We start from the raw sequence: 21,787 nt of genomic DNA on the forward strand, positions 1-21,787 counted from the left end.
GGTGTGATAGAGTATGTCTCGCAAAGACTATCGTGCCCTGAAACCTAGCTATAGCTTGCGAGTTATGCCCCCGAAGACGATGCCGGACGAGCAGCATGTCCCCCCTCGGGAACTTACGGAAACTGAATCGGCTGCAATCGATTGGGCGGGACTGTTAGCGAACCTCGGCAAGAAAGTACTCCACGTCGGTGGAGGTCCGTCCACCGAACAACTGCTCGAGTTGGCCCATCTCGAACCGGACCAGCACGTTCTGGACGCTGGCTGTGGCGTCGGAACCACGGCCATCGAGATCGCCCAGCGTTTCGGCTGTCAGGTGACGGCAGTCGACATCGCGCCGTCGGTGATCGAACGCGCGGCAACCAACGTACGCGCCGCTGGACTGCAGGATTCGGTCACGGTTCACCAGGGCGACATCCTTGAACTGGAGTTTTCCGACGATACATTCGATCGGGTCATTATCGAATCGGTCGTCATGTTTGTGGACCGTGCCCAAGCGGCGAGGGAGGTGGTCCGGGTGTGTAAGCCGGGCGGGTTAGTCATCGATCACGAGGCGTATTTCACCCGGGGAGCGCCGGACGAGATCATCCAGAGCAGCCAAGAACTCTTCCCCGGCTTCGGCTTGGAGGAACCCGAAGGGTGGGTAGGGCTGTATCGTAACGCTGGTCTCTCGGACATCGAATACGTGAGTGGTCCTGCAGAGTTCATCGGCCCCGGCTACATAATCCGCGATGAAGGCCTCTCCGGCTTCCTCACTATACTCGGGCGATTGTTGACCCACCCGACGTATCTGAGGCAGATGGCCGGGATGCTCCCCCGAGTGCGGCGGGTGCAGCCCTACATAGACTACATAGTCTTAGCCGGTCGAAAACCGGCGTAACCGGCCTTGATGACCTTCGATATCCGAATTCCGCAGTATCGACGTTCGAAGCGCTCTCTCGACGCCTGCGTCGAGTATACGGCCTCCTGTTCGTCATCGCCGGTCTCACGTGGGTCGTCAAAATCACCATCTTGACGCCTCAAACTGCGTGATCCGATGCAGCAGCGTTCCCGGTTTCCCGGCAACGGTGGTCGCAGGTGTGCTGTTCGTCGTGTATCTCTGTATCGCGGTTGTCGCTTTCTGGCCGAACGGCCGCGAAGCAACGGAAGAGATACACGGTGAAAAGCCGGGGAAGTGGAAACGAGAGTGAGATTTTCGACCGACGTGTGCTGTATCACACCGAGGTGAAGTACTGATTTCGTCGCATGGCCTCGATGAGCGTTCACCCGTCGACGGACCGCCGGGGACCGGGGCCTGACGAACCGTCTCGTCGATTGCTCCACCATCGGTCGACCATCGCGCCGATACTGACGAAGAGGGCGGGAAGCGAGAGGAAGAAGCCGAGAAGTGGGATATTGGCGATGACCGCACCGACGACGAGCGCGAGCCAGAGATTCGACTCGCCGCTCGCGACCCGTCGGAGCAGATACGATCCGAGAACGACCGTCCCGACCGTCGACCCGACGTAGAAGAACAGCACGCCGGCGAGGACCGGAACCGCGACGACGAGGCCGACGGGGTCGGGAACGCCGAACTCCGTGAGCAGCATCACCACGATTGCGAACAGGACGAATCCGGTGATGCCGACGAGCGTGGCCGCGATTCCGAGGAGTCCGGAGCGGACGGGGACGTCGTAGATTCGTCGCTCCAGGTCGCGGACGTACGAGTCCGCGTAGACGAACTCCGAGACGAGCAACACGGGGATCGCGAGGGCGACGGCGAACGCGGCGGAGAACGCGGTGATGAGAGCCAAGAGGAAGACGACCATGACGAGGTCGACGAGCCACGACCCGGCGGCCGGCGTTTCGACACCGGCCTGTGCGAGAACCGGTGTCGGGACGACCGTTAGCAAGGCGACCAGCGACGGGAGGAAGCGGCGGCGGACCATACCCGGTAGTTACACCCTCGTGACATAAGTACAGAGGTTCGTCACGCTACGGCGGTAGCGCCGCATATCCGACCACCGACGAGCTCCGCCTCGCGGTGGCATCCCCGACCGCCTCACGGCGGCATCCGCGACTACGGCACGCCTGCGCACCCGAGAGCCCGCCGAAGTCTCACACCAGTCGAGTAGAGTTAAATACTGTCACCGAAACCAGTTGGTATCCCTCCATGATACGCGACCTTTCGCGGTGGTTCGAGTCGAAGTCCTTCTCGGTACAGATTGTTGCCCTCGCGCTCGTCCTCGACCCGCTCGGATTCGTCTCCGGGTATCTGCTCGCCCCCGCTCTGGGCGTCGACCCGCTGATGGGCGGCGTCTACGGCCTCGTCGCGGCGAGTTTCCCGATGTCCTGGCACGTGATGCGGCAGAGCAAGGACGCCTGAGTCGCCGCTCACGTGGGGCGCCGAGCGCGGGGCGCGGTCACTCACAGCGTCACCGCTCGCTGTACTCAAAAGCCGGTGTTCGACCGCGGTAACTCGTCAGTTCACCGCAACCATTATCCGGTGTATAGTTAGATATCCAAGGGATGGCCGTCCTGAATGCCCTCCGAAAAGTGCCCGGTGCGTTGGCCCGAAATCCGATACTCGTCGCGTTGCTCGGATTCGTCGGTCTCCTGCAGGCACCACAGACGCTCGCACAGTACCTGAACTCAACCGTCTCGATCGTCATCTCGCTGATCTTTACCCTGGTGTACCTCTTCGGCGTCCCGTTCTTCCAGGGCGGGATGATCGGAATGGCCGACGAGGCGCTCAGAAACCGGACGAGACTCGGAACGTTCGTCCAGGCCGGCAAGGAGAACTACGTCTCCCTGCTCGTCGCGTACCTCGCGATGACGGGTGTCGTCCTCGTCTTGATGCTCGTCGTCTTCGCCGCCGTGTTCGCCGGGATCTTCTCCATCGGGACCGGCAGCCAGAACGGCCTGGTGGTCGCCGTCGGCGTCGTCCTCGTCGTCGGCCTCGTCTACCTCGTGTTCGCGTTCTTCATCCAGTTCTACAGCCACGAGATCGTCCTGAACGACGCCGGTGCCGTCTCGGGGATCAAAGGAAGCGTCGGCCTCGTCAGACGGAACCTCCTGAGCACGACCGGCTACTTCCTCCTCACGATAGCCGGTTCCCTCGCGGTCGTCGTCGCCGTCGTCGCGGCGCAGTTCCTCCTGCTGCCGCAGTCGGCTCCAGGCACCATGCCTGCACAGCCTCCGCTGACCAGCGCCCTCGGACAGGTCGTGGTCAGCACCGTCGTCACCGCAGTCGTCGGGAGTCTGTTCGCGGTGTACTCGGTCGCGTTCTACGAGGAGATTCGCGACCATCGGAACAGCCCGGAGCAAGCGACGACTCTCTGAACCGTCGGATACCGTCTCGAACACGCTGAACGCTCTTTTCAGGCCCGACGCGTACTGCGCGAGCGCCGTCTCTATCGGACCTGCGAACGGCCGATGTTCGCAGTCACTCTCGCTTCCAGTCGTAGATCGTAGATACGCCGGACGGCGAAAGACGGCTTTTGTAGGCGGAAAGTCACGGCCTCCAGTAGCACACTACTCGTTACTTAGCGACCGGTGCTGAGTTCTCCTACGCCCGTCACGGGGTGAGAGAACATGAGCGCACAACAAGACACTGAGGCGATCGCCAGACGGATTTTCGAGGAGATATGGCAAAACGAGAACTACGAGGTCATCGATGAACTCGTCGCCGAGGATTACGTCCTCCATGACCCATCGATGCCGGAAGAGACCGAGTGGCCCAGCGGCCGCGAGGGCTTTCGACAGATAGTAGAGATGGGCTCCGGCGTCATCGACGGACGTCTCGAGATCGAACAGCTCATCCCGGCCGACGACCACGTCGCGATTCGCTGGAAGCAGACCGGCACGCACGTCGGGGAGATGGCCGGCATCGAGCCGACGAACGAGGAGGTGACTATCACCGGCATCGAGATTGACCGTTTCGAGGACGGTAAACTCGCCGAGACGTGGCAGGAGGTCGGCATGCTGCCGATGCTCGTGCAGATCGGGGCTGTTCCCGAAGACCTGTTCTCCGCGGAAACGCCCTCGGGGGAGCACTAGCTGACTCTCCTCTCTTTTCAAAATCAGACCGTAACCACGAGACATCTCGTCGTTTCGAGTGCCGTCACACGCGGGGGCCTCTCTGCAGGACCGGACGACGGAATCGACTGGTCCACGTGGAACGACGAGACCGAGGAGTCCTCGAGCCCACGACCAGCGGAATGTTGATGTACTCATATAACATATGACTGAAAGATTATGCGCGTACCCAGTCCGATTACGATTCAGCGAATCTCCGAACTCGTGGCGGCGAACCGAGCAATCAGGTCACCCACCTACCACGCAGCCCACGACGAGGGGATTCGTTTCACGGATCCGGAAAAGGGCCTCCAGTGGGGCGCCGACATCATTCCAGCCTTGATGGGTTTTTTCCGACTTGAGAAAGACACCCGGGACGACCACCCCAACGGCTGGGTGGGCTTCGCTCGCCACTGGCGGGGAGAGACGTTGCGGCTGGACTTCGACCTGCTATCGAGGTCCGACGAGCCAGACCCGATCTTGGTCGTGACCGCAGTATCAGGCAGAGCGGGAGAGGAAACTATCTCCGACGAGGACTTCGGAGAGATCGAGCTGTCGGAGCAGGTTCCGACGCGGCGGGAATGGGAGGAACGAGGGAAACGGTACCAGGCGGCGCGGAGGACAGATGATGCCGATGGAGCGGCAGCGGTGAAGGCGTACATCGCAGCGCTGCCGGGTTGGAAGGGGGAGGTCGCGACACGATTCGACGAGATCATCGAACGCGAAGTGCCCCACGTGCGCCGCGCCGTGAAGTGGCACATACCGTTCTATGGTGTCGAGGGTCAAGGATGGTTCGCGTCGTTCAGCGCGTTCTCGAAACACGTGAAACTGTCGTTCGTGTGCGAATCGTACCTCGAGCCGAAGCCACCCGGTGGAACGGGTCCGGATAGACAAGCCTTGGACCTGAAGAAGACGGACGCGCTGGACGAGGACCAGGTCGCTTCCTGGGTTCGGCAGGCCGCCGACAAGCCGGGGATGGGCTGGTGAGAAAGCCCGCGCCTGTGCGATACCCGTAAGGCGGCCACGAATCTCACCGCGAACGACCTCGACGCCTCTCTCGTCGTTTTCGCGATCCGTCCTGGTCATCTCTACAGAATCCGGCTCACGACTCCATTGACATCCTCCCCGCCGTGAACGGTGAGGTGTGAGCCTTGTCCTTTCTATACGCGTTCGGACGGCCGTCTTCGGGGCGTCGGGTCGAGTGCGGCGATCACCCTCACACGACGCTCTCGACGACGAACCGTTGCCCCTCGATATCCTCGACCAGCGCGCCCCACCCGCCGACGCTGACCACCTCGTCGCCGGTGTCGAGTTCGAGCGTCGCCGCCTCGATGAAGCTCTCCAACAGCGGGCGGTCGTCGTCGCCCGCGACGTAGTTCACCTCGGCGACCCAGCCGGTGAGTTCGCGCTCCTCGCGACCGGTTCGACTCTTCCCGCTCACGGTGAGCGTCACTTCGCGGTCCGCCTCGACGTCCTCGCGGATGTCGCGGATGCACTCGCGGATGTTCGTGTACGTCGCCGGCAGCGAACCGTCGCGCGCGGAGTACAGCGTCTCCCACGTCTCCCAGAAGGCCGTCTGGAAGTGCGCGTCGAAGATACGCGACAGCGAGTAGTCGTTGGCGAGCACGCCGTACTCGTGGTTCGGGTGCAGCGGCGCTTCGGGCGCGAAACAGACGTGCGTGCGGTCGGCGAGGACGAGAAACGGCGTCGGCAGCGTGCGGAGGCGGACCTCCGACGCCACGCCCGCGAAGTCGAACACGCGGTCGTCGACGCTCGCGTCCGGGGACTGCTCGGGCGTGAGGGTGAGTTTGACGACGACGCCGCGGTCGACGGCGGCCGCGAGCGCGTCGCGGAACAGGTCGTACTGCGGGGGCGTCACCGCCAACTGGAGTTCGTTCTCGGCGCCTTCGATGGCTTCGCGCGCGCGGTCGAAGATGGACGACAGCGGTTTGAGCACGCTCACGCGGTGGTTCTCGACGGTCGGGCGCTCCCACCGCTGGCGAATCTCGGTGGCCGCGCTCGTCACCGTCTCCGCGTACGCCTGCAGGTCGTCGACGACCGCCGAGGGGTCGTGCGCGCGGGCGTGGAGACTGCCCTGTTGGTACGTCTCGATGTAGCCTTCGCTCTCCAAGTTGCGGAGGACGTCGTAGATGCGCGCCTGCGGCACGCCGCAGGCGTCGGCGATCTCGGTCGCGGGTGCGCTGCCGAGTTCGACCGTCGCGATGTAGGCCTCGGCCTCGTACTGGGTGAGTCCGGTCCGCTCCAGCGTCGAACGGAGTTGGTCGGTGTCCATGCTCGGATACCGGATAGAGGGCGCCCGGACGCTTTCGGTGTTGCGGTGTTTCGGTGTGCTGACGGGCGAATCGAGGGCTCGACGACGACTGGACGAGACAAGTATTTTTATCGACGCACTCACAGTGTACACACATGAGTTCCGAATCGGAGAAGAAGCGCGTTCAGTTCCGAGCGCCGAGAGGGTTGGTAGATCGGGCTGACACTCTCGCAGCGGTGTTCGAGACAGACCGGACGGACATTCTCATCGCTGCCCTCCGCGAGTATCTCCGGGACGCAGCACACTCTGATGACGTGAAGCAGGAGGTCGCAGAAGCGTACTACGACGGCGATATTACCTTCGAGGAACTGAAGTCTCTCGTCGGTCACGAGGAGGCCGCAAATTTCCGTCTCCTGAAACAGCAGTTGAGCGAGACGTTCGTCGAGGATGTAGCCGAAGAGTTGGCCGACACGTAGATGGTGCGCATCGTCGCTGATACCTCCGCCCTCGTTAGTTTAGGAACCGTTGCAGACACCACGGCAAACCCACTCGATATACTCCTTGAGTCGCACGAACTCCTACTCCCCGAGCACGTTCTCGAAGAATTGGCGGAAACAGCATCTTACGACGCTGCCTCTGGAGAGGCAGCACAGGCCGTGCTTGATCGCAAGAGCGCGTTCGAGGTTCGCCTCGTCGAACTGGACGAAACGTTTCCACTCGACGACGGCGAGAACGCGGCAGTCACGTTGGCGAACCAAGTGAACGCGGTTCAACTCCTCTGCGACGAATTCAACCGGCTCGCACTTATCCACGCATCGCTGGCTGACACCCGTCTCGTGACGACGCCGATTCTACTCACCGCCCTCGTGCGGAACGACGTGCTCTCTCCCGATTCTGCGGAGCAATTCCTCGAGAAGATGAGCGACGCCCGGAGTTGGTCTGCAAACTCCTACGTCGCACGCACAAAAGCAACACTACAACAGCAACGAGAGGACAAGTGACGTCTATTTTCTCGCGGCGCAGGAAGCTGAGAATCGTCAGCGTGAGAAGTTCGTCGACTAAGTCGCTGACTATTTCGACGAACGTGTTCCGCGAATCGACGGCTGGGACGATACCTTCGAATATCTCGCAGAGAAGCGCCACGCCGAAGATCTAGTGGTAGTCATCGACGAATTCCCCTCCCTCGTCGAAGAGAACGACTCGCTTCCGTCCTACTCGGGACGAACGGTTCGTACTGTTCTCGAAAAGCGGTTTCGTCGACGGTCTCGAAGACGACTTGGACGACAACTGGTCGCTGTTCAGCCTCGAGAACGTTGATGAGCTTTTCAGATCTGATCGAAAAGACAGACGCGTTTGAGCGCTATCCCGATATCAGATCTACGCTCGACCCCGATCGATCCGTTCGTACAGTCGGACGACACCGACTCAGCGATTGCAGTCGCCGTAGCCCGGACGACGTTCGACCGGGAGCCACCACCGGCAAGAACCCCCCACTCGCGTGGCTCTTTGAGGGCCATTTGCCAAGGGGTGGTATGGACGCCAGCAACCTCGACAGTTTCACCTCCCGCCGGTCGACCGTCTACGGTCGCCGCGGCGTGGTTTCCACGAGCCAACCGCTCGCGGCGCAGGCGGGTATCACCACCCTCCAGGAGGGCGGCAACGCCTTCGACGCGGCCGTCGCCACCGCGGCGGCGCTGAACGTCGTCGAACCCACGTCGACGGGCCTCGGCGGCGACGTGTTCGCGCTCTATCGCACCGCCGACGACGAGGTCGGCGCGATGCGCTCCTGTGGCGGCGCGCCCTCGGGAACGAGCATCGAGAAGGTGAGAGAAGCCATCACCGAGGCCGACGAGGAGACGCGTTCGTCGTGGTACCCCGCGTCTCGTGGGTACGCCGTCGACTCCGCGGAGGAGGCGGGGATGCCGTTTCTCGGCCCGCACGCGGTGACGGTTCCGGGCACCGCCCGCGGGTGGGAGACGACGGTCGAGGAACTCGGTCGGATGACGCTCGACGAGGTGCTCCAGCCCGCGATCGAGTACGCGAACAACGGCTACCCAGTCACCGAAGTCGTCGCCGCGCAGTGGAAACACGGCGAGGAGTTGTTCACGTCGGAACACGCCCGCGACGCGTACCTCTTCGACGGGAAGGCGCCCGAAACGGGCGATATGGCGTCGCTGCCGAAACTCGGCGCGACGATGGAGCGCATCGCCGAAGAGGGAGCAGATATCGTCTACGAGGGCGACATCGCCGAAGCGATAGCGAGTGAGATTCAGGAACTCGGCGGCTTCATGACCGTCGACGACCTCGCCGACTTCGAACCGGAGTTCGTCGAGCCGGTGTCGACGACGTACAACGGCGCCGAAATTTACGAACTCCCGCCGAACAATCAGGGGCTCATCGCGCTCGAAGCGCTCAACATCGCCGAGGACCTCGGCGCGGCCGACCACCCGCTCGACTCCGCAGAGCGCGTCCACTACTTCGCGGAGGCGATGAAGCTCGCGTTCCACGACGGCCATCGCTACATCACCGACCCCGAGTACGAGGAGATTCCGCCGCTGGCCTCGGAGGGGTGGGCGCAGAAACGCGCCGAGACGGTCGGCGAGACGGCGAACCACGACGTGAGCTTCGGCGTTCCCGACGCGCAGGCCGAGGACGCCGACACAGTTCTCCTTTGTGTCGCCGACGACGAGGGCAACGTCGTCTCCTATATCAACTCCCGATTCGCGGGCTTCGGCTCCGGCGTCGTCGCGGGCGACACGGGCATCGCGCTGCAGAACCGCGGCGCGTCGTTCTCTTTGGATTCCGACCACCCGAACCACCTCGAAGCGGGCAAACGCCCGTTCCACACCCTCGTCCCGGCCGTCGCCAAACTCGGCGAGGACGACTGGGCGGCGTTCGGCGTGATGGGCGGCTACATGCAGCCGCAGGGCCACGTGCAGGTCATCTCGAACGTCGTCGACTACGACCTCTCGATTCAGGCGGCGCTGGACCGCCCGCGCTGGCGCTACCGCGAGGACGGCCAACTCGCCGTCGAGGAGTTCTCGGACTCCGGCGTCCCGACGGCGCTCACCCGGATGGGCCACGAGGTGGGGATTCTCGCACCGCTGATGTTCGGCGGCGCGCAGTTCGTCCGCAACCAGGACGGCGTGCTCTCGGCGGCGACCGAACCCCGAAAGGACGGCAACGCGCTGGGGTACTGAGGCTCACGCGCGCTGATTGCTAGCCGGCACTTCACCGTCTCGATAACTCCGCCACGCTGATTGCTATTTCTCACCCGATGCAAACGCCGTCGCGCGACGTTGCATCGCTCGTCGGAAACCGAGAACATATTTTCTTCCCGGGGTGAAGAGGAAACCGTGACCTCTCTACGTATTCTGCCCCCTCTTTCGCGTGGAACGGGGGGTGTTATCGCGTGACACAGCCAGTAGGCGACCCCGACGACTCCAGCGTCGTCTCGGGACTACGGGAGCTCCGTCCGAGTGCGGTCGCGGCGCTGTTCTCCCGCGCCGACGCCCGCTACGTCGCGCCCGTCCTCCTCGCGGGCGTCGCCGTCTACTTTCTCTACCTCGCGGCGAACGCTTACCCCGGCTACGGCGCGGGGCTCTACAACCTGATGGGCGAACAGATAGCGGCCAACGGCTACCTGCCGCCCGAGTCCATCCCCTACTACACCGTCGACGGCGTCCCCTTCGCCTACCCGCCGCTGCTGTTCTACGTCATCGCCGTGATACGCGACGTGACCGGCGTCGGGCCGTTCGCGCTGGCGCGCTTCTTCCCCGGACTCGTCACCATCGCGTATCTGGTGCCGACGTACCTGCTCGCGCGCGACGTGCTCGCCTCCCGTCCGGCGGCGACGGCCGTCGGGTTGCTCGTCGCGCTCAACCCGAAGGTGCTCCAGTGGCACATCACCGCCGGCGGCGTCGTCCGCGCCCCGGCGTTCCTGTTCGCCGTCTGCGGCATCTACGCGGGCTACCGCCTCTACGCCGCCGTCGAGACGACCGGCTACGACCGCCGGTGGCTCGCCATCTCCTCGCTCTGTTTCGGGTTGACCATGCTGACCCATCCGACGTACACGCTGTTTTTCGTCGGCAGTTTCGTCATCCTGTGGCTCTCGCTGGACCGGTCGCTCGCGGGCTTTCTCCGCGGGGGCGTCGTCGCCGCCGGCGGGTTCGCGCTCGCGACGCCGTGGCTCGTCTGGAACGTCTCGACACACGGCCTCGACGTGTTCACCGCCGCCTCGGGGACCCACGGCGGCATCGGCGGCGGTTTCGCCATCACGGCGTGGCACGTGATTCCGCTCGTGTTGGCCGCGGCGCTGTTTCTCGCCCGTCGGCCGTTTCTCGGCGTCTGGACCGTCGCGGCCGCGCTGCTGTTCCAGCAGGCGCGCTTCGTCGCCTTCGTCGGCACGTTCGGCGTCGTCGCGCTGGCGCTCCCGCGCGTCCGCGCCGCGGTCGCAGAGCGCGTTCCCCGGCCGAAGCGACGGACGGTCGCGAGCGTCGCCATCGCCGCGACGCTGGTCGTCGGCCTCGGCGTCGTCGGCTACTCGATGACCGTCGCCGAACCCTCCATCGCGCCCCAGTTCGTCGACGACGACGACGTGGCGGCGATGGAGTGGGTCGGCGAGGAGACGCCCGAGGACGCGACGTTCGTCGTCGTCGGCGACGCCGCCGAGTGGTTCCCCGACGTGAGCAAGCGGACGATGACGGTCGGCCTGTGGGGCGTCGAGTGGGAGGGCGCCGAGACGTACGCCGAGCAGAAAGATCTCTACCGGTCGATTTCGGAGTGCCCCGACGCCGACTGCGTCTCCGAGACGCTGGACGACGCGGACGTCACACCCGACTACCTCTACGTCCCGAAGGGAACCTACGTCCTCCGCGGGAAGCGGACCGACGGCGGCGACGACCTCGTTTGGTCGCTGATGGGCGCCGACGGGTACGAAGAGGTGTACGAGAACGACGGTGTCGTCATCTTCCGCGTGGAGTCGACGGAGTCGTAGCCGAGCAGACGGGACACCCCCGGTCGTCGGGGGTCGGTTGACCGAGCGAAGGACGAAGGACGGAGAGCGTCTGTGGAAACTGCTGGAGGAGACGCGCGCCTGTTCCGCTCGTCTCAGAGAGGGAGATCGACTGTGACGGCGGCGATGCGGTTCGACTCCGAATCGTAATCGAGAACCTGGTGTTCAGTTAGTATGGGTAGGTGAGTGTGGTGAAGTGAGATCGCCACTCGTCGAGTCGTTCGCTCTGTGACGTTCTCAGCGGCGCTTTCCTGTCGGGCGACCGCTGTTGCGACGCTGATGAGTTCTACTGGTGTCGACTGGTTCGAGAGAACATCGAGGAGAATTCTACGCCGCTTCACGGAGAGGATTTGGTGGCGCTCGCCCGCTGTCAACTCCGAGTTCTCGGACTGCTCGTTCAACAGATCTTCCAACGTGTTTGTCATAGTTTCTCTCTACAGACCATCTTCGCCGAGACACTAACCCCTAAAAATACTTTACCGTAACAAATTAGGTAAAGGAATTTGTCACGTAGCGCTGAGGCGTCGTCGTTCGAGAGACGGTTGGACTCACCGTACGGCTTGCTCGGACCACTCGACGAGAGCGGAGATATCGTTCACCTGCTACGAGAACCGAAAAGCCGTTCCGAGGGTCGTTACATTCTCCGTGCGAAACGCGGCTCTATCGTCGAGTAGGCACCGTGGCGAGCGTCGATGGAGGGTGACCCTCGTCCCGAGTGCGCCGTTTACGATTGCGCCATTTGCGACGTGTGCATAGATGGGGGCGTGACGCGGAATCTCAGTCGTCAGCGTGCTCGCGCACCAACCGCGCGACGGCCGCCTCGTCGAGTCGCTCGAACTCGCCGGCCTGCACGCCCCACAGCGTCGCGTACAACCCGCCGAGCGAGACGAGTTCGTCGTGGGTGCCGCGTTCGACGACGCGGCCGCCTTCGAGCACGAGAATCCGGTCGGCCCGGCGAATCGTCGAGAGGCGGTGCGCGATGACGAGCGTCGTCCGGTTCTCGGTCAGGCGGGCCAGCGCCCGCTGGATGAGCAGTTCCGTCTCGGTGTCGACGGCGGAGGTGGCCTCGTCCAGAACGAGCACGTCCGGGTCCTGCAGCATCGCGCGCGCGATGGAGAGTCGCTGACGTTGGCCCCCGGAGAGTTTCACGCCGCGCTCGCCGATGCGGGTGTCGTAGCCGTCGGAGAGTTCGGTGACGAACTCGTGGGCCTCGGCGGCTCTCGCGGCTGCAACCATCTCCGCCTCCGTCGCGTCGAACGCGCCGTAGGTGAGGTTCTCCCTGACTGTGCCGTCGAACAGGTAGACGTCCTGACTCACGTAGCCGACGGCGCGACGGAGGCTGTCGAGCGTCGCGTCGCGCACGTCGACGCCGTCGAGACGGACGGAACCCTCCGTCACATCGTACAACCGAAGCAGCAGCTTCGCGGCCGTCGACTTGCCCGCGCCGGTGGGGCCGACGAGCGCGACCGTCTCGCCGGGTTCGGCGACGAAGCTCACGTCCGAGAGCACAGGTCGACCCTCCTCGTAGGCAAAGGAGACGGTATCGTACTCGATGCGCCCCTCGACGCGCCCGAGGTCGACGGCATGCTCGCTATCGACGACGGTGACCGAGAGGTCGGTGAGTCCGAAGATGCGCTCGCCGGAGGCGCGGGCGTTCTCGTAGGAGTTGACGATGCGGCCCGCGCCCGCCAGCGGGTCGACGAACCGCTGGGTCATGAACAGGAACGTGACGAATTCGCCGACCTGCAGCCCCGGACCGCCCAGCGGCCCGGTCGACCCGCTGACGAGCCAGTAGCCGCCGATGGCGAACGTCGCGGCGAACGCCACGTTCGCGGCGAGTTCCATCCCCGGTTGGTAGAAGTACTCCAGTTTGGCGACCGCCCACGTCTTCAGGTAGTAGTCCCACGAGGCGTCCTCGATGCGGCCGTCCTCGTACGTCTCGGTGTTGGAGCTCTTGATGACCTCGATACCCGAGAGGTTGTTCTCCAACCGCGTGTTGAGCGCGCCGACGCTCGCCCGCAGCGCCCGGTAGCGGGGGCGAATCGTCCGCATGAACGCGACGGTGAAGACGACGAGAACGGGCATCGCGACGAGCGTGACGGCAGCGAGTTGCGCGTTGAGCCAGAACAACACGGCGCCGATACCAAGGGCAGAAACGACGAGTTGGACTGTGCTGCTGAGCGTCGTTCCCAGAAACTCCCGGAGGTTCCGGACGTCGCTATTGAGAATACTCATCACCTCGCCGGTCTGTTTGTCGTCGAAGAAGGCCGTGTCGAGGCGCTGCATCGTCGCGTACGTGTCGGTCCGGATGGCGTGCTGGACGCGGTTGGAGTACAGCGACAGCGAGACGCCCTGCGTCCACGAGAGCCCGACCGACAGTATCGACGCGACCACGATGAGGCCGAGCGAGAGCCACAGTTGGCCCTCCGGCGTCGCCGGCAGCGACCCGTCGGGGACGACGGGCAGGCGGTACGCCGTCTCGGTGCTTGGGGTGAACAGCGCGTCGATGGCGACGCCGAGCACCAGCGGGGGGACGAGCGCGACGAGTCGGCTGAACAGACTCGCGACGAGGCCCACAGCGAACAGCCAGCGGTCCTCCCTTCCGTAGTCGGCGAACAGTCGAACCATCGGGTCCGTCTCTCGACTGTGACTCTCTCCGAGTACGTCCGACTCACCGCTGGCTGGTGGTATCGCGTGTGACATATCCTCGCCGACGCCCGAAGACGCCCTTACCGGAGGCAACGGTCCCAGCGAGCATGAACTGCGCGACGGTGTCCGCGGCGGCTCGCCCGGCGATACCGTCCACACGCCGCTTCCTCCGCGCCTCCGGACCGCGCCCGCGCCGCCAGTACGCTTTTGGTGGGGGTGTCTGTAGCAGACGTTACGATGGGAGAGAAATTCAAATTTGAGAACTGGTCGAGGAGGAAACTACTCGGCGGGTTCGGGGCCGCCGTCGCCGGCGGGAGCGCGGTCGGTCTGCTGGGCGCGCACGCGAACCAACGCGAACGACCGGTCGAGACGGCGGAGCCGAACGCGGACGGCGAGTCGACGCCGGGCGAACTCCGCTGGCTGCTCGTCGACGCCGACATCGACGTCGAGGAGATGGTTCGCCGCGGCGACGACCTCGTCGTCCGGTACGCGTCGGCGGCGTCGTCGATCGACGAGCACAACCAGGAACTCGTCGAGGTGACGAGTCAGTACGTCACCCACGTCGAACACGACGGCGAGGGGGCGCGACTCGTCGCCGAGGTGGACGAGCGCTTCGAGGAACCGCAGACGAGTTACCACGTCACCGCCGACTGGGTCCGGAGCTATCTGGACGACGAGATGAGTTCGACGGAGCTCGTCAACACCGTCGCGCGGACGGAAAAGGGACGGTAGAGCCGCGATGGTCGTCCCCGTCACGAATCTGGCGCTCGTCTCGGCGGTCGGGGTCGTCAGCGCCGTCGCCGCCGTGCTCGTCCGGAGGTTCGGCTACCCCTCGGAGTACGAGTCGACGGCCAAGGAGATTCAGGCCCGTCGTCTCTCGGACGGCTCGGCGGAACTCCGCCCGCTGACCGAACTCTCCTCGTTCGTCGCCGGGCAGCGAGCGACGACCGACCGGAGCAAGCGTCGCGCCGCCGACGCGGGCGTGTCGCTCGCGCGCGCGCTCGAAGACTCCTCACGACTCGACGGACTCTCCTCGGAACTCTCGTTTCTCCACGAACCGACGCAGGTCCACGAACGCTGCGTCTCGAACCGCAAGAAAGCGGTGCTGCTGTTTCTCGCCGGGGTGATGGGCAACGCGGGCGTCGCCTACGGACTCGTCTACGCCGACCAGACGATGCTTCTGGCGCTCGCCGAGACCGCGCTGTTCAGCGTGAGCGTCCTCGCGTTCGGCGGCGCGCTCTGGCGGACCGCGCAACTGCTCACCGGGCGGCGCGAACTCGACCGGATGTCGTGACGGTCTCCGCTACGGTAGCCGTAGCCGTCCTCCCGGCGGTTCCGGCGGCGACGGTGGCGCTTCGGCGATGGCTCCGTTTCTCTCCGACTGTCCGCTCGGTCGCCGGGTGGCTGTGCTGTATGTGTCTGTTTTCGACGCTGTACTTCGGCGTCGCCGAGGACGCGGTCACCGTGTTCGGCCGACAGTATGCGAGCGCTGGGCGCGTCCTGATCGTCGCTTCCGGGTCTTCGCTGCTCGCCGGCGTCTCGGAACTCCTCTGGTTGCTGGTCTCGGGTCGAACGAATGTCGACTCGTGAGCTGTCGAGCGTACGGATGGCCGGATCGTGTCAGAGGGGTCGCCACGAACTGAGCGACGCGTTCGCTCGTCGGTCGGTGTTCTGCGACAGGACGGAGTCGCGACGACGAACCGCTCGTCGTCCGCTACTCCTCGCGTGTCGTTCGTTCTACCAGTTCTCGAAGCGTCGCGTCCGGGAGCGTCGCGTCGTCGTGGTTTTCGACCCACGTCGCCAGCGACCCGAGTAGCTCCTCCGCGTCGTCGGCGACGAAGCGCCGGTGGGAGACGCGGCCGTCGACCGACGCGGCGAGTTCGACCTCGAACCGCGGGCCGTCCTCGTCGGCGACGGACGTCTCCGTCCGGTTCGGTTCGTCGTCGCTCGTGACGACGAACGAGTGGTCGCCGCGCTTTCGGACGCGGTCGTCCGCTTCGATGTCGAGGTCCGCGGGTTCGATGACGCCGCGCGATATCGGCGCGCTCCGTCGCGCGTCCGACCGGCGTCGGTCGTCGTCTGTGTCCACGGACCGTCGACTGTCGTCGGAGCCGAACATCGTTACGATTCGCTCCGGGAACTGGACGCGGACGTGGCGACGTTCGCCTCGGCCGCGATATGCAGTGCCAGTTCGTACAGCATCACTCCGGCGAACAGCGTCGCCGCGCCGAACACGACGGCGGCCGCGCCGACGTACAGGTCGGCGACGACGCTGCTGAACACGCCGAAGGATGCGCCGATACTCGTGACGACGACCAGTCGCCAGCCTTGCGAGAGGTTCGCGTAGCCGACGATGAGCGTCGGTTCGATGCCGACCAGCCGACACCATACGACGTACAGTGCCGTGTCGAACTCGAACGCAAGGACGGTGAGTCCTACGAGTACCAGAAACGTCGAGTCAATCATTGCGATTCGGTGTGAGAATAATGTCCGCGGTTCGGGGGGTGTGTCAGCCCCGACCGCGGGATTCGAGGGGTGTGTCAGTCCTCGATGGTTGCGGGTTTAGACTTCGACGGACGAACCGCCGGAACTGCTGAGCGACTCCGGCACGTTCACGATGTACGTGTACTGGCTGCCGGACTGCGTGACGAAGCGGACCGTCGCGGACTCGCCGCCTTCGAGCGCTTCGAGTTCATCGTCTTCCGTGTCGGTGAGTGCGATCTCGACTTCCATCCGGTCGTCCTTCGAGTTCAGGACCGGGATAGAGGAGTCTTCGTCCTTGAGTGTGCTCGTACCGAACTCATTGTTGCTAGCGTCAGCGTCCTGGTCATCGGCGTGTGTAAGCGTAACCTTGCCGTTTGGACCGATGAATTCGATGGTCGCGTCGTTCATGTCGATTTCACCGGCACCCGGCGACTGCATCGTCGTGAACTTCAGCGCCTCGATCACTTCACCATCCGTGTCGACGTCACCAACCGCGCTGGCCACGAGGACCTGGTTGGACACCTGCTCGGTGGAATCGTCACTGGTCGCGGATGCTTTGTTCTGCAGGAAGCCGGCGGTGTTGATGAGAACACCGGCGGCGACTGCCGCCACGAGAATCATGGCGATGAAGATGATCAGAGTCTCGATACCGACCTGACCTCGGTCGTTGTCTTTGTTGAACGGTAACATGGTTGGTTAGGTTCTTGCTAACCGCGCCTTCGACGCGGCTTATTCACTCCGAGAATTCAATGCAACATAAACCTTTGCCCTCAACAGACAGTATTGTTGAAAATAATATCATCAAATAGTTACTTTCACGGAGAAGAATAATGTCCCGATTGAGGGGTCACAATGAGCCCCAGAACGACCCACAAGCGCCGTTAGAAGGTGGCTAAAATGGACTCATTCCCCCGAATTCGGGCATTTCATCGACGGAGGTGGACCTCGGTTGGAAACTACAGACGGACCGAATATGCCATTGTAAACACCAGATTTATCGAGACTCTAACACCCATGGAAAAGTTTTATACGACCTAATTTTCAAGAACAGGCACAGTATGGATATCGGAAACGTTCTGCGCTCGCTCGGTTTGGAAGCGCTCGCTCCCCAGTTGCAGGAGAGGCGAGAGGAGTCCGACCGCGCCGGCGACGACGCCGGCGACGGTGCCGACGAGGCCGCAGAATTCGACGAGGAGGGAGGCCCGAGCGACGATGGTGCCGACGCCGACGTCGCCGCCGGGGGCGACGCCATCGAAGACCTGCGTCACGAACTCGACCAGGTCGCCGCCGATTTGGAGACCACGCAGTCGAAACTGCGAGCCGTCCAGAGCGAACGCGACGAGATGGTCGAGCGGTTGGACGGACTCGAAGACGACACCGCACAGCTGTTGGGCGTGTACGACCGTCTGACGGCGCAGGTCAACCCGTTCGACGAACAGTGGCGGCAGTCGGCGGAGACGGCGCACGCCGACGCGGAGTCGCGCTACGGCGTCGTCACCCCGACGGAGCCCGTCCGTTCCGAGCCGGTCGACGTCGACGACGGCGGCTTCGACGAACCGGACGACGACGCGTTCGACGTTTCGCCGCCGGACATCGAGACACCGCCCGCGCCGCCCGCCGGCGTTCGCGCGGCCGCCCCCGCGGGGGCGTCCGACGTGTACCTGCGCGGACTCGCGCCGTCGTTCGCCACGGAGGTGTTGTTGATGGAGTGGATGACGCTGCTCATCGACAGCGCGGGTCCCGGCGGTGCGATGAAGGCCGTCGACTACTACGAGCGGATCAACTGGATAGACGAATCGGTCAAAGACCACCTCGAGGACCTGCTCGGTGGTGTCCAGACCGCGCCGCTTGCGGCCGAGGGTGTGGTCGACGACCTGACGAGCGAGGAACACAGCCAGAGCTTCGCCTACATCATGAAGCTCGACGGGCTCCGAGCCACCGTCGCCTCGGCCTGAGCAGATGGGATTCAGCACGAGCGCCGCCGCCACCATCATCTTCATCGGCGTTCTGCTGAGCTTCGGCTTTCTCTACCCGGTCGTCGAGGAGACCGCCGAGGCGCACACCGAGGCGTTCGACGACCGAGACGATCGCTCGCTCGCACAGCGAAACACCGATATCTCTCTTGAAAACTCGACTTACAACGAATCCGCGCAGACGCTCTCCGTGAACGTGACGAACACCGGGACGACGACGCTCCGCGTCGACGAGACCGACCTCCTCTTGGACGGCGTCATCGAGACCGACTCCGAGACGACCGTCGACGGCGTGTCCGACCGGGCGCTGTGGTTGCCCGGCGAGACGCTCACCGTCGTCGTCGACGACGTCTCCGAGGCGCCCGACCGCGTCCACGTCGTCACGGGACCCGGCGTCCGCGTGTCGACGACTGACGTCGGGGAGGAGTCCTGATGTCCAGCAGCGGCATCACCCAACTCGTGCTGTTCATCGCGGCGTTGACCGTCGCCGCGGGCGTCGCGACGACGCTGACCGCGAACGTCAACGACATCAGCGGTTCGCTCGACAGCCGCGGCGACAACATCGTCGAAGGAATCGACACCGACATCGAGATAATCAGCGACCCGGGAAGCCCCGAGTCGATCTACGACGACACGGAGGACAACGAGACCGTCACGCTGCTCGTCAAGAACACCGGCGAGCGCACGCTCTCGACGGAGAGAGGCGTCGACGTGGTCGTCGACGGGCGGTACATACCGGTCGACACCGTCACCGTCGTCAGCGACGCGTCGGCGTGGCGACCCGGTCAGACCGTCCGCGTCACCGCATCGGCCGCGCTCGACCCCGGCGACCACCGGGCTGTCGTCCACGTCGACGGCGACTCCGCGGAACTGCTGTTCCGCACCGAATCAACCTAACCGAACCATGAACGGATACTACTCACTCGGACTGACGGACCGCGACCGAATCGACGCCTCCTTCGGCGGTGGCCTGCCGCGGGGCAGTCTCGTCCTCATCGAGGGCGGCCACGGTGCGGGCAAGAGCGCACTCACCCAACGATTCTGTTATGGGTTCTGCGAGACCGGCCACTCGGTGACGTACGTCTCGACGGAACTGGAGGCGGCCGGGTTCGTCTCGCAGATGCGTTCGCTGTCGTACAGCGTCGTCAGCCACCTGCTCGCAGAGCAGATGTTGTTCCTGCACGCGGACGTGGACACCCGAGACCGGATGGACGGGCGGGAGGCGGGTCTCGACGGCCGCGAGATGCTGACGCGACTGATGCACGCGGAGACGATGTGGCGGAGCGATGTGGTCATCATCGACGGCTTCGACTCCATCCTCCTGCACGACCCGCGTTTCGAGGCCATCAGCGACGAGAACGACGAGGACGACCTGATGCAGAACCTCATCACGTTCTTCCGGCAGATCGTCACCGACGGGACGACGGTCGTCTTTACGGTGAATCCCGACTCGCTCAGTCCGAACACGCTCCGCCCGCTCCGGACGGTGTCGGACGTCTACCTCGACATCGAGACCAAGAGCGTCGGCAGCGAGATTCGCCGCAACGCGCTCGTCCGCAAGTTCGGCGGCATGGGCGAGCAGGTCGACGACAACATCGGCTTCACCGTCCAGTCGGGTCGCGGCATCAGCATCGTGAGTCGGACGGTGGCCTGACGATGTCGGACCTCGGAACCACCAAACTCTCCGGGGAACTCCGCTCGCTCGCCGAGCAGCATCCGCACCTCGACGAACACCTCCAGCGCTTCCGCGCCGAGTACAACGAGTATCCGGTGTACACCGAGGAACTGGAGTCCGAACACGAGGTGCGTCGGCCGAACGTCATCTACCCGACGGTGAAGAACGACCACCCCGTCTTCTGTCACGTCTTCGGCGACACCGGCGTCCCGACGAAGTACTACGCCATCGAACCCTCGCTCGACGAAACCGACCGGGCGACGTACCGTCGCATCCGCCAGCGGATCCTCGACGAGAGCGTCACGCGCCCCGCACCCGGCGACATCGACGAGTTCCAGACACATCTCGACGAACTGCTGAACGAAGTCGTCACCGTCGGCACGCCGATGACGAGTCTGGGGTCGCTGCTCAGCGGGCGCATCACGGTCCCCGAAGAGACGTTCCACACGGTTCGGTATCTCCTCCAGCGCGACATCGTCGGCCTCGGACCACTCGCGCCGCTGATGGGCGACCCCGAGAACGAGGACATCCACGTCATCGGTCCGCACGAGTGTTTCACCGACCACGGCACCTACGGGATGCTCCCGACGAGCATCGACTTCGGGTCGCCCGACGAGTTCGAAAACTGGCTCCGGAACCTCGGCGAGCGGATGGACACGCCCATCAGCGACTCGAATCCCGTCATCGACTCGACGCTGCCCGACGGGTCGCGTATCAACATCATCTACTCCGACGACGTGAGTATCAAGGGGCCGTCGCTGACGATTCGGCAGTTCAACGAGGTGCCGCTCTCCATCCTCCAGATCACGAAGTGGGGGACGCTCAGCCCCGAGATGTCGGCGTATCTGTGGCTCTGTCTGGAGAACGACCAGACCATCTTCGTCGCCGGCGAGACGGCGTCGGGGAAGACGACGACGCTCAACGCCATCCTCTCGTTCATCCCGAGAGACGCCAAAATCTACACCGCGGAGGACACCGCGGAGGTCCTTCCACCGCACAGCACGTGGCAGCAACTGCTCACCCGCGAGGGGCAGGGCAGCGACGACAGCACGGACGTCGACATGTTCGACCTCGTCGCGGCCGCCCTCCGGTCGCGCCCCGACTACATCATCGTCGGGGAGGTCCGTGGTGCTGAGGGGCGGATGGCATTTCAGGCCGCCCAGACCGGCCACCCCGTGATGCTGACGTTCCACGCCAGCGACATCGTCTCGCTCATCCAGCGTTTCACCGGCGACCCCATTTCCGTCCCGGAGACGTTCATGGGCAACTGCGACCTCTGTGTGTTCCAGAACCGGGTCAAACTCGGTGACGACATGGTCCGTCGCGTCACGAGTATCCAGGAGATAGAGGGCTACTCCAAGCAGGAAGGCGGCGTCGTCACCCGGCAGGTGTTCACCTGGGATCCCATCGAGGACGACATCATCTTCACCGGGATGAACAACTCCTACGTGCTGGAGGACCGCATCGCACCGCTTCTGGGCTTCGAGGACTCGCGCGCTATCTACGACGAACTGCTGCGCCGCGCCGAGATACTCCGCCGCCTCATCGACGGAAACGTGCTCGAATACGCCGAAGTGAACCAGGCCATCGAGACGTTCCAGAACGACGGCGTCGAGGCGCTGCCGATAGATATCGCGGGACTGACCGAGGTCGGTGGGCGGTAAGCG

The 21,787-nt window shown here is 64.2% G+C and carries 26 protein-coding genes and 1 pseudogene; 19 read left to right on the forward strand and 8 right to left on the reverse strand.

Annotated elements, in window-relative coordinates; translation table 11 throughout:
• Positions 1 to 79: 79 nt before the first annotated feature.
• Complete coding sequence (locus LAQ74_RS00665) at positions 80 to 877, forward strand: class I SAM-dependent methyltransferase (RefSeq protein ID WP_224333858.1); 798 nt, start codon at positions 80 to 82, stop codon at positions 875 to 877.
• Positions 766 to 1,029 (forward strand): DUF2270 domain-containing protein, encoded by a 264-nt coding sequence (locus LAQ74_RS20540; protein ID WP_224337319.1) that lies wholly within the window; start codon positions 766 to 768, stop codon positions 1,027 to 1,029. Before LAQ74_RS00665 ends, LAQ74_RS20540 begins: the two co-directional genes overlap by 112 nt.
• A gap of 230 nt (positions 1,030 to 1,259) precedes the next feature.
• Here LAQ74_RS20540 and LAQ74_RS00675 read toward each other — a convergent pair whose 3' ends face one another.
• Positions 1,260 to 1,925 (reverse strand): hypothetical protein, encoded by a 666-nt coding sequence (locus LAQ74_RS00675; RefSeq protein ID WP_224333859.1) that lies wholly within the window; start codon positions 1,923 to 1,925, stop codon positions 1,260 to 1,262.
• A 224-nt stretch (positions 1,926 to 2,149) separates the two neighbouring features.
• On the opposite strand from LAQ74_RS00675, the gene LAQ74_RS00680 reads away from it, so the two are divergent.
• From LAQ74_RS00680 to LAQ74_RS00695, 4 genes are all read left to right on the forward strand, one after another.
• The gene (locus LAQ74_RS00680; protein WP_425498500.1) at positions 2,150 to 2,362 is read left to right on the forward strand and encodes a DUF8141 family membrane protein; all 213 of its coding nucleotides are present in this window, start codon (positions 2,150 to 2,152) and stop codon (positions 2,360 to 2,362) included.
• Positions 2,363 to 2,505: 143 nt separating this feature from the next.
• Complete coding sequence (locus tag LAQ74_RS00685) at positions 2,506 to 3,318, forward strand: DUF7847 domain-containing protein (protein WP_224333860.1); 813 nt, start codon at positions 2,506 to 2,508, stop codon at positions 3,316 to 3,318.
• A 252-nt stretch (positions 3,319 to 3,570) separates the two neighbouring features.
• On the forward strand, positions 3,571 to 4,035 hold the full coding sequence (locus tag LAQ74_RS00690) for an ester cyclase (RefSeq protein WP_224333861.1): 465 nt from the start codon (positions 3,571 to 3,573) through the stop codon (positions 4,033 to 4,035).
• 198 nt (positions 4,036 to 4,233) lie between these two features.
• Positions 4,234 to 5,040 carry a DUF1801 domain-containing protein gene (locus tag LAQ74_RS00695; RefSeq protein WP_224333862.1) on the forward strand — a complete coding sequence of 269 codons (807 nt, stop codon included), beginning with the start codon at positions 4,234 to 4,236 and terminating at the stop codon, positions 5,038 to 5,040.
• Between the two features lie 229 nt (positions 5,041 to 5,269).
• On the opposite strand, the gene LAQ74_RS00700 is transcribed toward LAQ74_RS00695, so the two are convergent.
• Positions 5,270 to 6,346, reverse strand: coding sequence for a TrmB family transcriptional regulator (locus tag LAQ74_RS00700; protein ID WP_224333863.1), 1,077 nt, complete (start codon positions 6,344 to 6,346; stop codon positions 5,270 to 5,272).
• A gap of 134 nt (positions 6,347 to 6,480) precedes the next feature.
• Here LAQ74_RS00700 and LAQ74_RS00705 point away from each other — a divergent pair, with 134 nt between their 5' ends.
• The 3 genes and pseudogenes from LAQ74_RS00705 to LAQ74_RS20545 form a co-directional block, all read left to right on the forward strand.
• Positions 6,481 to 6,801, forward strand: a complete 321-nt coding sequence (locus LAQ74_RS00705) for a hypothetical protein (protein ID WP_224333864.1) — start codon at positions 6,481 to 6,483, stop codon at positions 6,799 to 6,801.
• On the forward strand, positions 6,802 to 7,326 hold the full coding sequence (locus tag LAQ74_RS00710) for a PIN domain-containing protein (protein ID WP_224333865.1): 525 nt from the start codon (positions 6,802 to 6,804) through the stop codon (positions 7,324 to 7,326). It begins immediately after the preceding gene.
• A gap of 1 nt (position 7,327) precedes the next feature.
• Positions 7,328 to 7,540 (forward strand): annotated as a pseudogene (locus LAQ74_RS20545) (ATP-binding protein); the annotation flags it as partial.
• A 110-nt stretch (positions 7,541 to 7,650) separates the two neighbouring features.
• On the opposite strand, the gene LAQ74_RS00715 reads toward LAQ74_RS20545, so the two are convergent.
• Positions 7,651 to 7,842 (reverse strand): hypothetical protein, encoded by a 192-nt coding sequence (locus LAQ74_RS00715; RefSeq protein WP_224333866.1) that lies wholly within the window; start codon positions 7,840 to 7,842, stop codon positions 7,651 to 7,653.
• Positions 7,843 to 7,857: 15 nt separating this feature from the next.
• Here LAQ74_RS00715 and LAQ74_RS00720 point away from each other — a divergent pair, with 15 nt between their 5' ends.
• The gene (locus LAQ74_RS00720; RefSeq protein ID WP_224333867.1) at positions 7,858 to 9,525 is read left to right on the forward strand and encodes a gamma-glutamyltransferase family protein; all 1,668 of its coding nucleotides are present in this window, start codon (positions 7,858 to 7,860) and stop codon (positions 9,523 to 9,525) included.
• 212 nt (positions 9,526 to 9,737) lie between these two features.
• Positions 9,738 to 11,321, forward strand: coding sequence for an ArnT family glycosyltransferase (locus LAQ74_RS00725; RefSeq protein WP_224333868.1), 1,584 nt, complete (start codon positions 9,738 to 9,740; stop codon positions 11,319 to 11,321).
• Positions 11,322 to 11,434: 113 nt separating this feature from the next.
• Here LAQ74_RS00725 and LAQ74_RS00730 read toward each other — a convergent pair whose 3' ends face one another.
• Both LAQ74_RS00730 and LAQ74_RS00735 read right to left on the reverse strand, forming a co-directional pair.
• The gene (locus tag LAQ74_RS00730) at positions 11,435 to 11,740 is read right to left on the reverse strand and encodes a DUF7344 domain-containing protein (RefSeq protein ID WP_224333869.1); all 306 of its coding nucleotides are present in this window, start codon (positions 11,738 to 11,740) and stop codon (positions 11,435 to 11,437) included.
• Between the two features lie 376 nt (positions 11,741 to 12,116).
• Positions 12,117 to 13,967 (reverse strand): ABC transporter ATP-binding protein, encoded by a 1,851-nt coding sequence (locus LAQ74_RS00735; protein WP_224337323.1) that lies wholly within the window; start codon positions 13,965 to 13,967, stop codon positions 12,117 to 12,119.
• Positions 13,968 to 14,225: 258 nt separating this feature from the next.
• Between LAQ74_RS00735 and LAQ74_RS00740 the strand changes: the two genes are divergently transcribed.
• The 3 genes from LAQ74_RS00740 to LAQ74_RS00750 are packed head-to-tail and all read left to right on the forward strand — an operon-like array spanning position 14,226 to position 15,578.
• Positions 14,226 to 14,720 (forward strand): DUF8159 domain-containing protein, encoded by a 495-nt coding sequence (locus LAQ74_RS00740; RefSeq protein ID WP_224333870.1) that lies wholly within the window; start codon positions 14,226 to 14,228, stop codon positions 14,718 to 14,720.
• A gap of 7 nt (positions 14,721 to 14,727) precedes the next feature.
• Positions 14,728 to 15,282, forward strand: a complete 555-nt coding sequence (locus LAQ74_RS00745) for a hypothetical protein (RefSeq protein ID WP_224333871.1) — start codon at positions 14,728 to 14,730, stop codon at positions 15,280 to 15,282.
• Complete coding sequence (locus tag LAQ74_RS00750; protein ID WP_224333872.1) at positions 15,279 to 15,578, forward strand: hypothetical protein; 300 nt, start codon at positions 15,279 to 15,281, stop codon at positions 15,576 to 15,578. The genes LAQ74_RS00745 and LAQ74_RS00750 overlap by 4 nt, the downstream gene beginning before the upstream one ends.
• A gap of 124 nt (positions 15,579 to 15,702) precedes the next feature.
• Here LAQ74_RS00750 and LAQ74_RS00755 read toward each other — a convergent pair whose 3' ends face one another.
• The 3 genes from LAQ74_RS00755 to LAQ74_RS00765 form a co-directional block, all read right to left on the reverse strand.
• A complete protein-coding gene (locus LAQ74_RS00755; protein WP_224333873.1) occupies positions 15,703 to 16,077 on the reverse strand; it encodes a hypothetical protein in 375 nt (124 codons plus the stop codon).
• A gap of 32 nt (positions 16,078 to 16,109) precedes the next feature.
• Complete coding sequence (locus LAQ74_RS00760; protein WP_224333874.1) at positions 16,110 to 16,454, reverse strand: hypothetical protein; 345 nt, start codon at positions 16,452 to 16,454, stop codon at positions 16,110 to 16,112.
• A gap of 96 nt (positions 16,455 to 16,550) precedes the next feature.
• On the reverse strand, positions 16,551 to 17,162 hold the full coding sequence (locus tag LAQ74_RS00765) for an archaellin/type IV pilin N-terminal domain-containing protein (protein ID WP_224333875.1): 612 nt from the start codon (positions 17,160 to 17,162) through the stop codon (positions 16,551 to 16,553).
• A 368-nt stretch (positions 17,163 to 17,530) separates the two neighbouring features.
• Here LAQ74_RS00765 and LAQ74_RS00770 point away from each other — a divergent pair, with 368 nt between their 5' ends.
• From LAQ74_RS00770 to LAQ74_RS00790, 5 genes are read left to right on the forward strand one after another with little or no spacing between them, the layout of a single operon-like run.
• Positions 17,531 to 18,427, forward strand: a complete 897-nt coding sequence (locus LAQ74_RS00770; protein ID WP_224333876.1) for a FlaD/FlaE family flagellar protein — start codon at positions 17,531 to 17,533, stop codon at positions 18,425 to 18,427.
• 4 nt (positions 18,428 to 18,431) lie between these two features.
• Positions 18,432 to 18,878: an archaellum stator protein ArlF gene (gene arlF, locus LAQ74_RS00775; protein WP_224333877.1), complete on the forward strand. Its 447-nt coding sequence runs from the start codon at positions 18,432 to 18,434 to the stop codon at positions 18,876 to 18,878.
• Positions 18,878 to 19,342, forward strand: a complete 465-nt coding sequence (gene arlG, locus LAQ74_RS00780) for an archaellum stator protein ArlG (RefSeq protein WP_224333878.1) — start codon at positions 18,878 to 18,880, stop codon at positions 19,340 to 19,342. The genes arlF and arlG overlap by 1 nt, the downstream gene beginning before the upstream one ends.
• A 7-nt stretch (positions 19,343 to 19,349) precedes the next feature.
• The gene (arlH, locus tag LAQ74_RS00785) at positions 19,350 to 20,099 is read left to right on the forward strand and encodes an archaellum protein ArlH (RefSeq protein WP_224333879.1); all 750 of its coding nucleotides are present in this window, start codon (positions 19,350 to 19,352) and stop codon (positions 20,097 to 20,099) included.
• Between the two features lie 2 nt (positions 20,100 to 20,101).
• Entirely contained in the window at positions 20,102 to 21,784 is a 1,683-nt protein-coding gene (locus LAQ74_RS00790; RefSeq protein WP_224333880.1) for a type II/IV secretion system ATPase subunit, read from the forward strand.
• Positions 21,785 to 21,787 lie beyond the last annotated feature (3 nt).

This window comes from Haloprofundus halobius (assembly GCF_020097835.1).
Taxonomy (GTDB): domain Archaea; phylum Halobacteriota; class Halobacteria; order Halobacteriales; family Haloferacaceae; genus Haloprofundus; species Haloprofundus halobius.

Excerpts from the sequence above, each read along its gene's own strand:
- LAQ74_RS00665 (WP_224333858.1), top strand. The coding sequence starts at position 80 with ATGCCGGACGAGCAGCATGTCCCCCCTCGGGAACTTACGGAAACTGAA.
- LAQ74_RS00675 (WP_224333859.1), bottom strand. The coding sequence starts at position 1,925 with ATGGTCCGCCGCCGCTTCCTCCCGTCGCTGGTCGCCTTGCTAACGGTC.
- LAQ74_RS00680 (WP_425498500.1), top strand. The coding sequence starts at position 2,150 with ATGATACGCGACCTTTCGCGGTGGTTCGAGTCGAAGTCCTTCTCGGTA.
- LAQ74_RS00685 (WP_224333860.1), top strand. The coding sequence starts at position 2,506 with ATGGCCGTCCTGAATGCCCTCCGAAAAGTGCCCGGTGCGTTGGCCCGA.
- LAQ74_RS00690 (WP_224333861.1), top strand. The coding sequence starts at position 3,571 with ATGAGCGCACAACAAGACACTGAGGCGATCGCCAGACGGATTTTCGAG.
- LAQ74_RS00695 (WP_224333862.1), top strand. The coding sequence starts at position 4,234 with ATGCGCGTACCCAGTCCGATTACGATTCAGCGAATCTCCGAACTCGTG.
- LAQ74_RS00700 (WP_224333863.1), bottom strand. The coding sequence starts at position 6,346 with ATGGACACCGACCAACTCCGTTCGACGCTGGAGCGGACCGGACTCACC.
- LAQ74_RS00705 (WP_224333864.1), top strand. The coding sequence starts at position 6,481 with ATGAGTTCCGAATCGGAGAAGAAGCGCGTTCAGTTCCGAGCGCCGAGA.
- LAQ74_RS00710 (WP_224333865.1), top strand. The coding sequence starts at position 6,802 with ATGGTGCGCATCGTCGCTGATACCTCCGCCCTCGTTAGTTTAGGAACC.
- LAQ74_RS00715 (WP_224333866.1), bottom strand. The coding sequence starts at position 7,842 with ATGGCCCTCAAAGAGCCACGCGAGTGGGGGGTTCTTGCCGGTGGTGGC.
- LAQ74_RS00720 (WP_224333867.1), top strand. The coding sequence starts at position 7,858 with ATGGACGCCAGCAACCTCGACAGTTTCACCTCCCGCCGGTCGACCGTC.
- LAQ74_RS00735 (WP_224337323.1), bottom strand. The coding sequence starts at position 13,967 with ATGGTTCGACTGTTCGCCGACTACGGAAGGGAGGACCGCTGGCTGTTC.
- LAQ74_RS00740 (WP_224333870.1), top strand. The coding sequence starts at position 14,226 with ATGGGAGAGAAATTCAAATTTGAGAACTGGTCGAGGAGGAAACTACTC.
- LAQ74_RS00745 (WP_224333871.1), top strand. The coding sequence starts at position 14,728 with ATGGTCGTCCCCGTCACGAATCTGGCGCTCGTCTCGGCGGTCGGGGTC.
- LAQ74_RS00760 (WP_224333874.1), bottom strand. The coding sequence starts at position 16,454 with ATGATTGACTCGACGTTTCTGGTACTCGTAGGACTCACCGTCCTTGCG.
- LAQ74_RS00765 (WP_224333875.1), bottom strand. The coding sequence starts at position 17,162 with ATGTTACCGTTCAACAAAGACAACGACCGAGGTCAGGTCGGTATCGAG.
- LAQ74_RS00770 (WP_224333876.1), top strand. The coding sequence starts at position 17,531 with ATGGATATCGGAAACGTTCTGCGCTCGCTCGGTTTGGAAGCGCTCGCT.
- arlF (WP_224333877.1), top strand. The coding sequence starts at position 18,432 with ATGGGATTCAGCACGAGCGCCGCCGCCACCATCATCTTCATCGGCGTT.
- arlG (WP_224333878.1), top strand. The coding sequence starts at position 18,878 with ATGTCCAGCAGCGGCATCACCCAACTCGTGCTGTTCATCGCGGCGTTG.
- arlH (WP_224333879.1), top strand. The coding sequence starts at position 19,350 with ATGAACGGATACTACTCACTCGGACTGACGGACCGCGACCGAATCGAC.
- LAQ74_RS00790 (WP_224333880.1), top strand. The coding sequence starts at position 20,102 with ATGTCGGACCTCGGAACCACCAAACTCTCCGGGGAACTCCGCTCGCTC.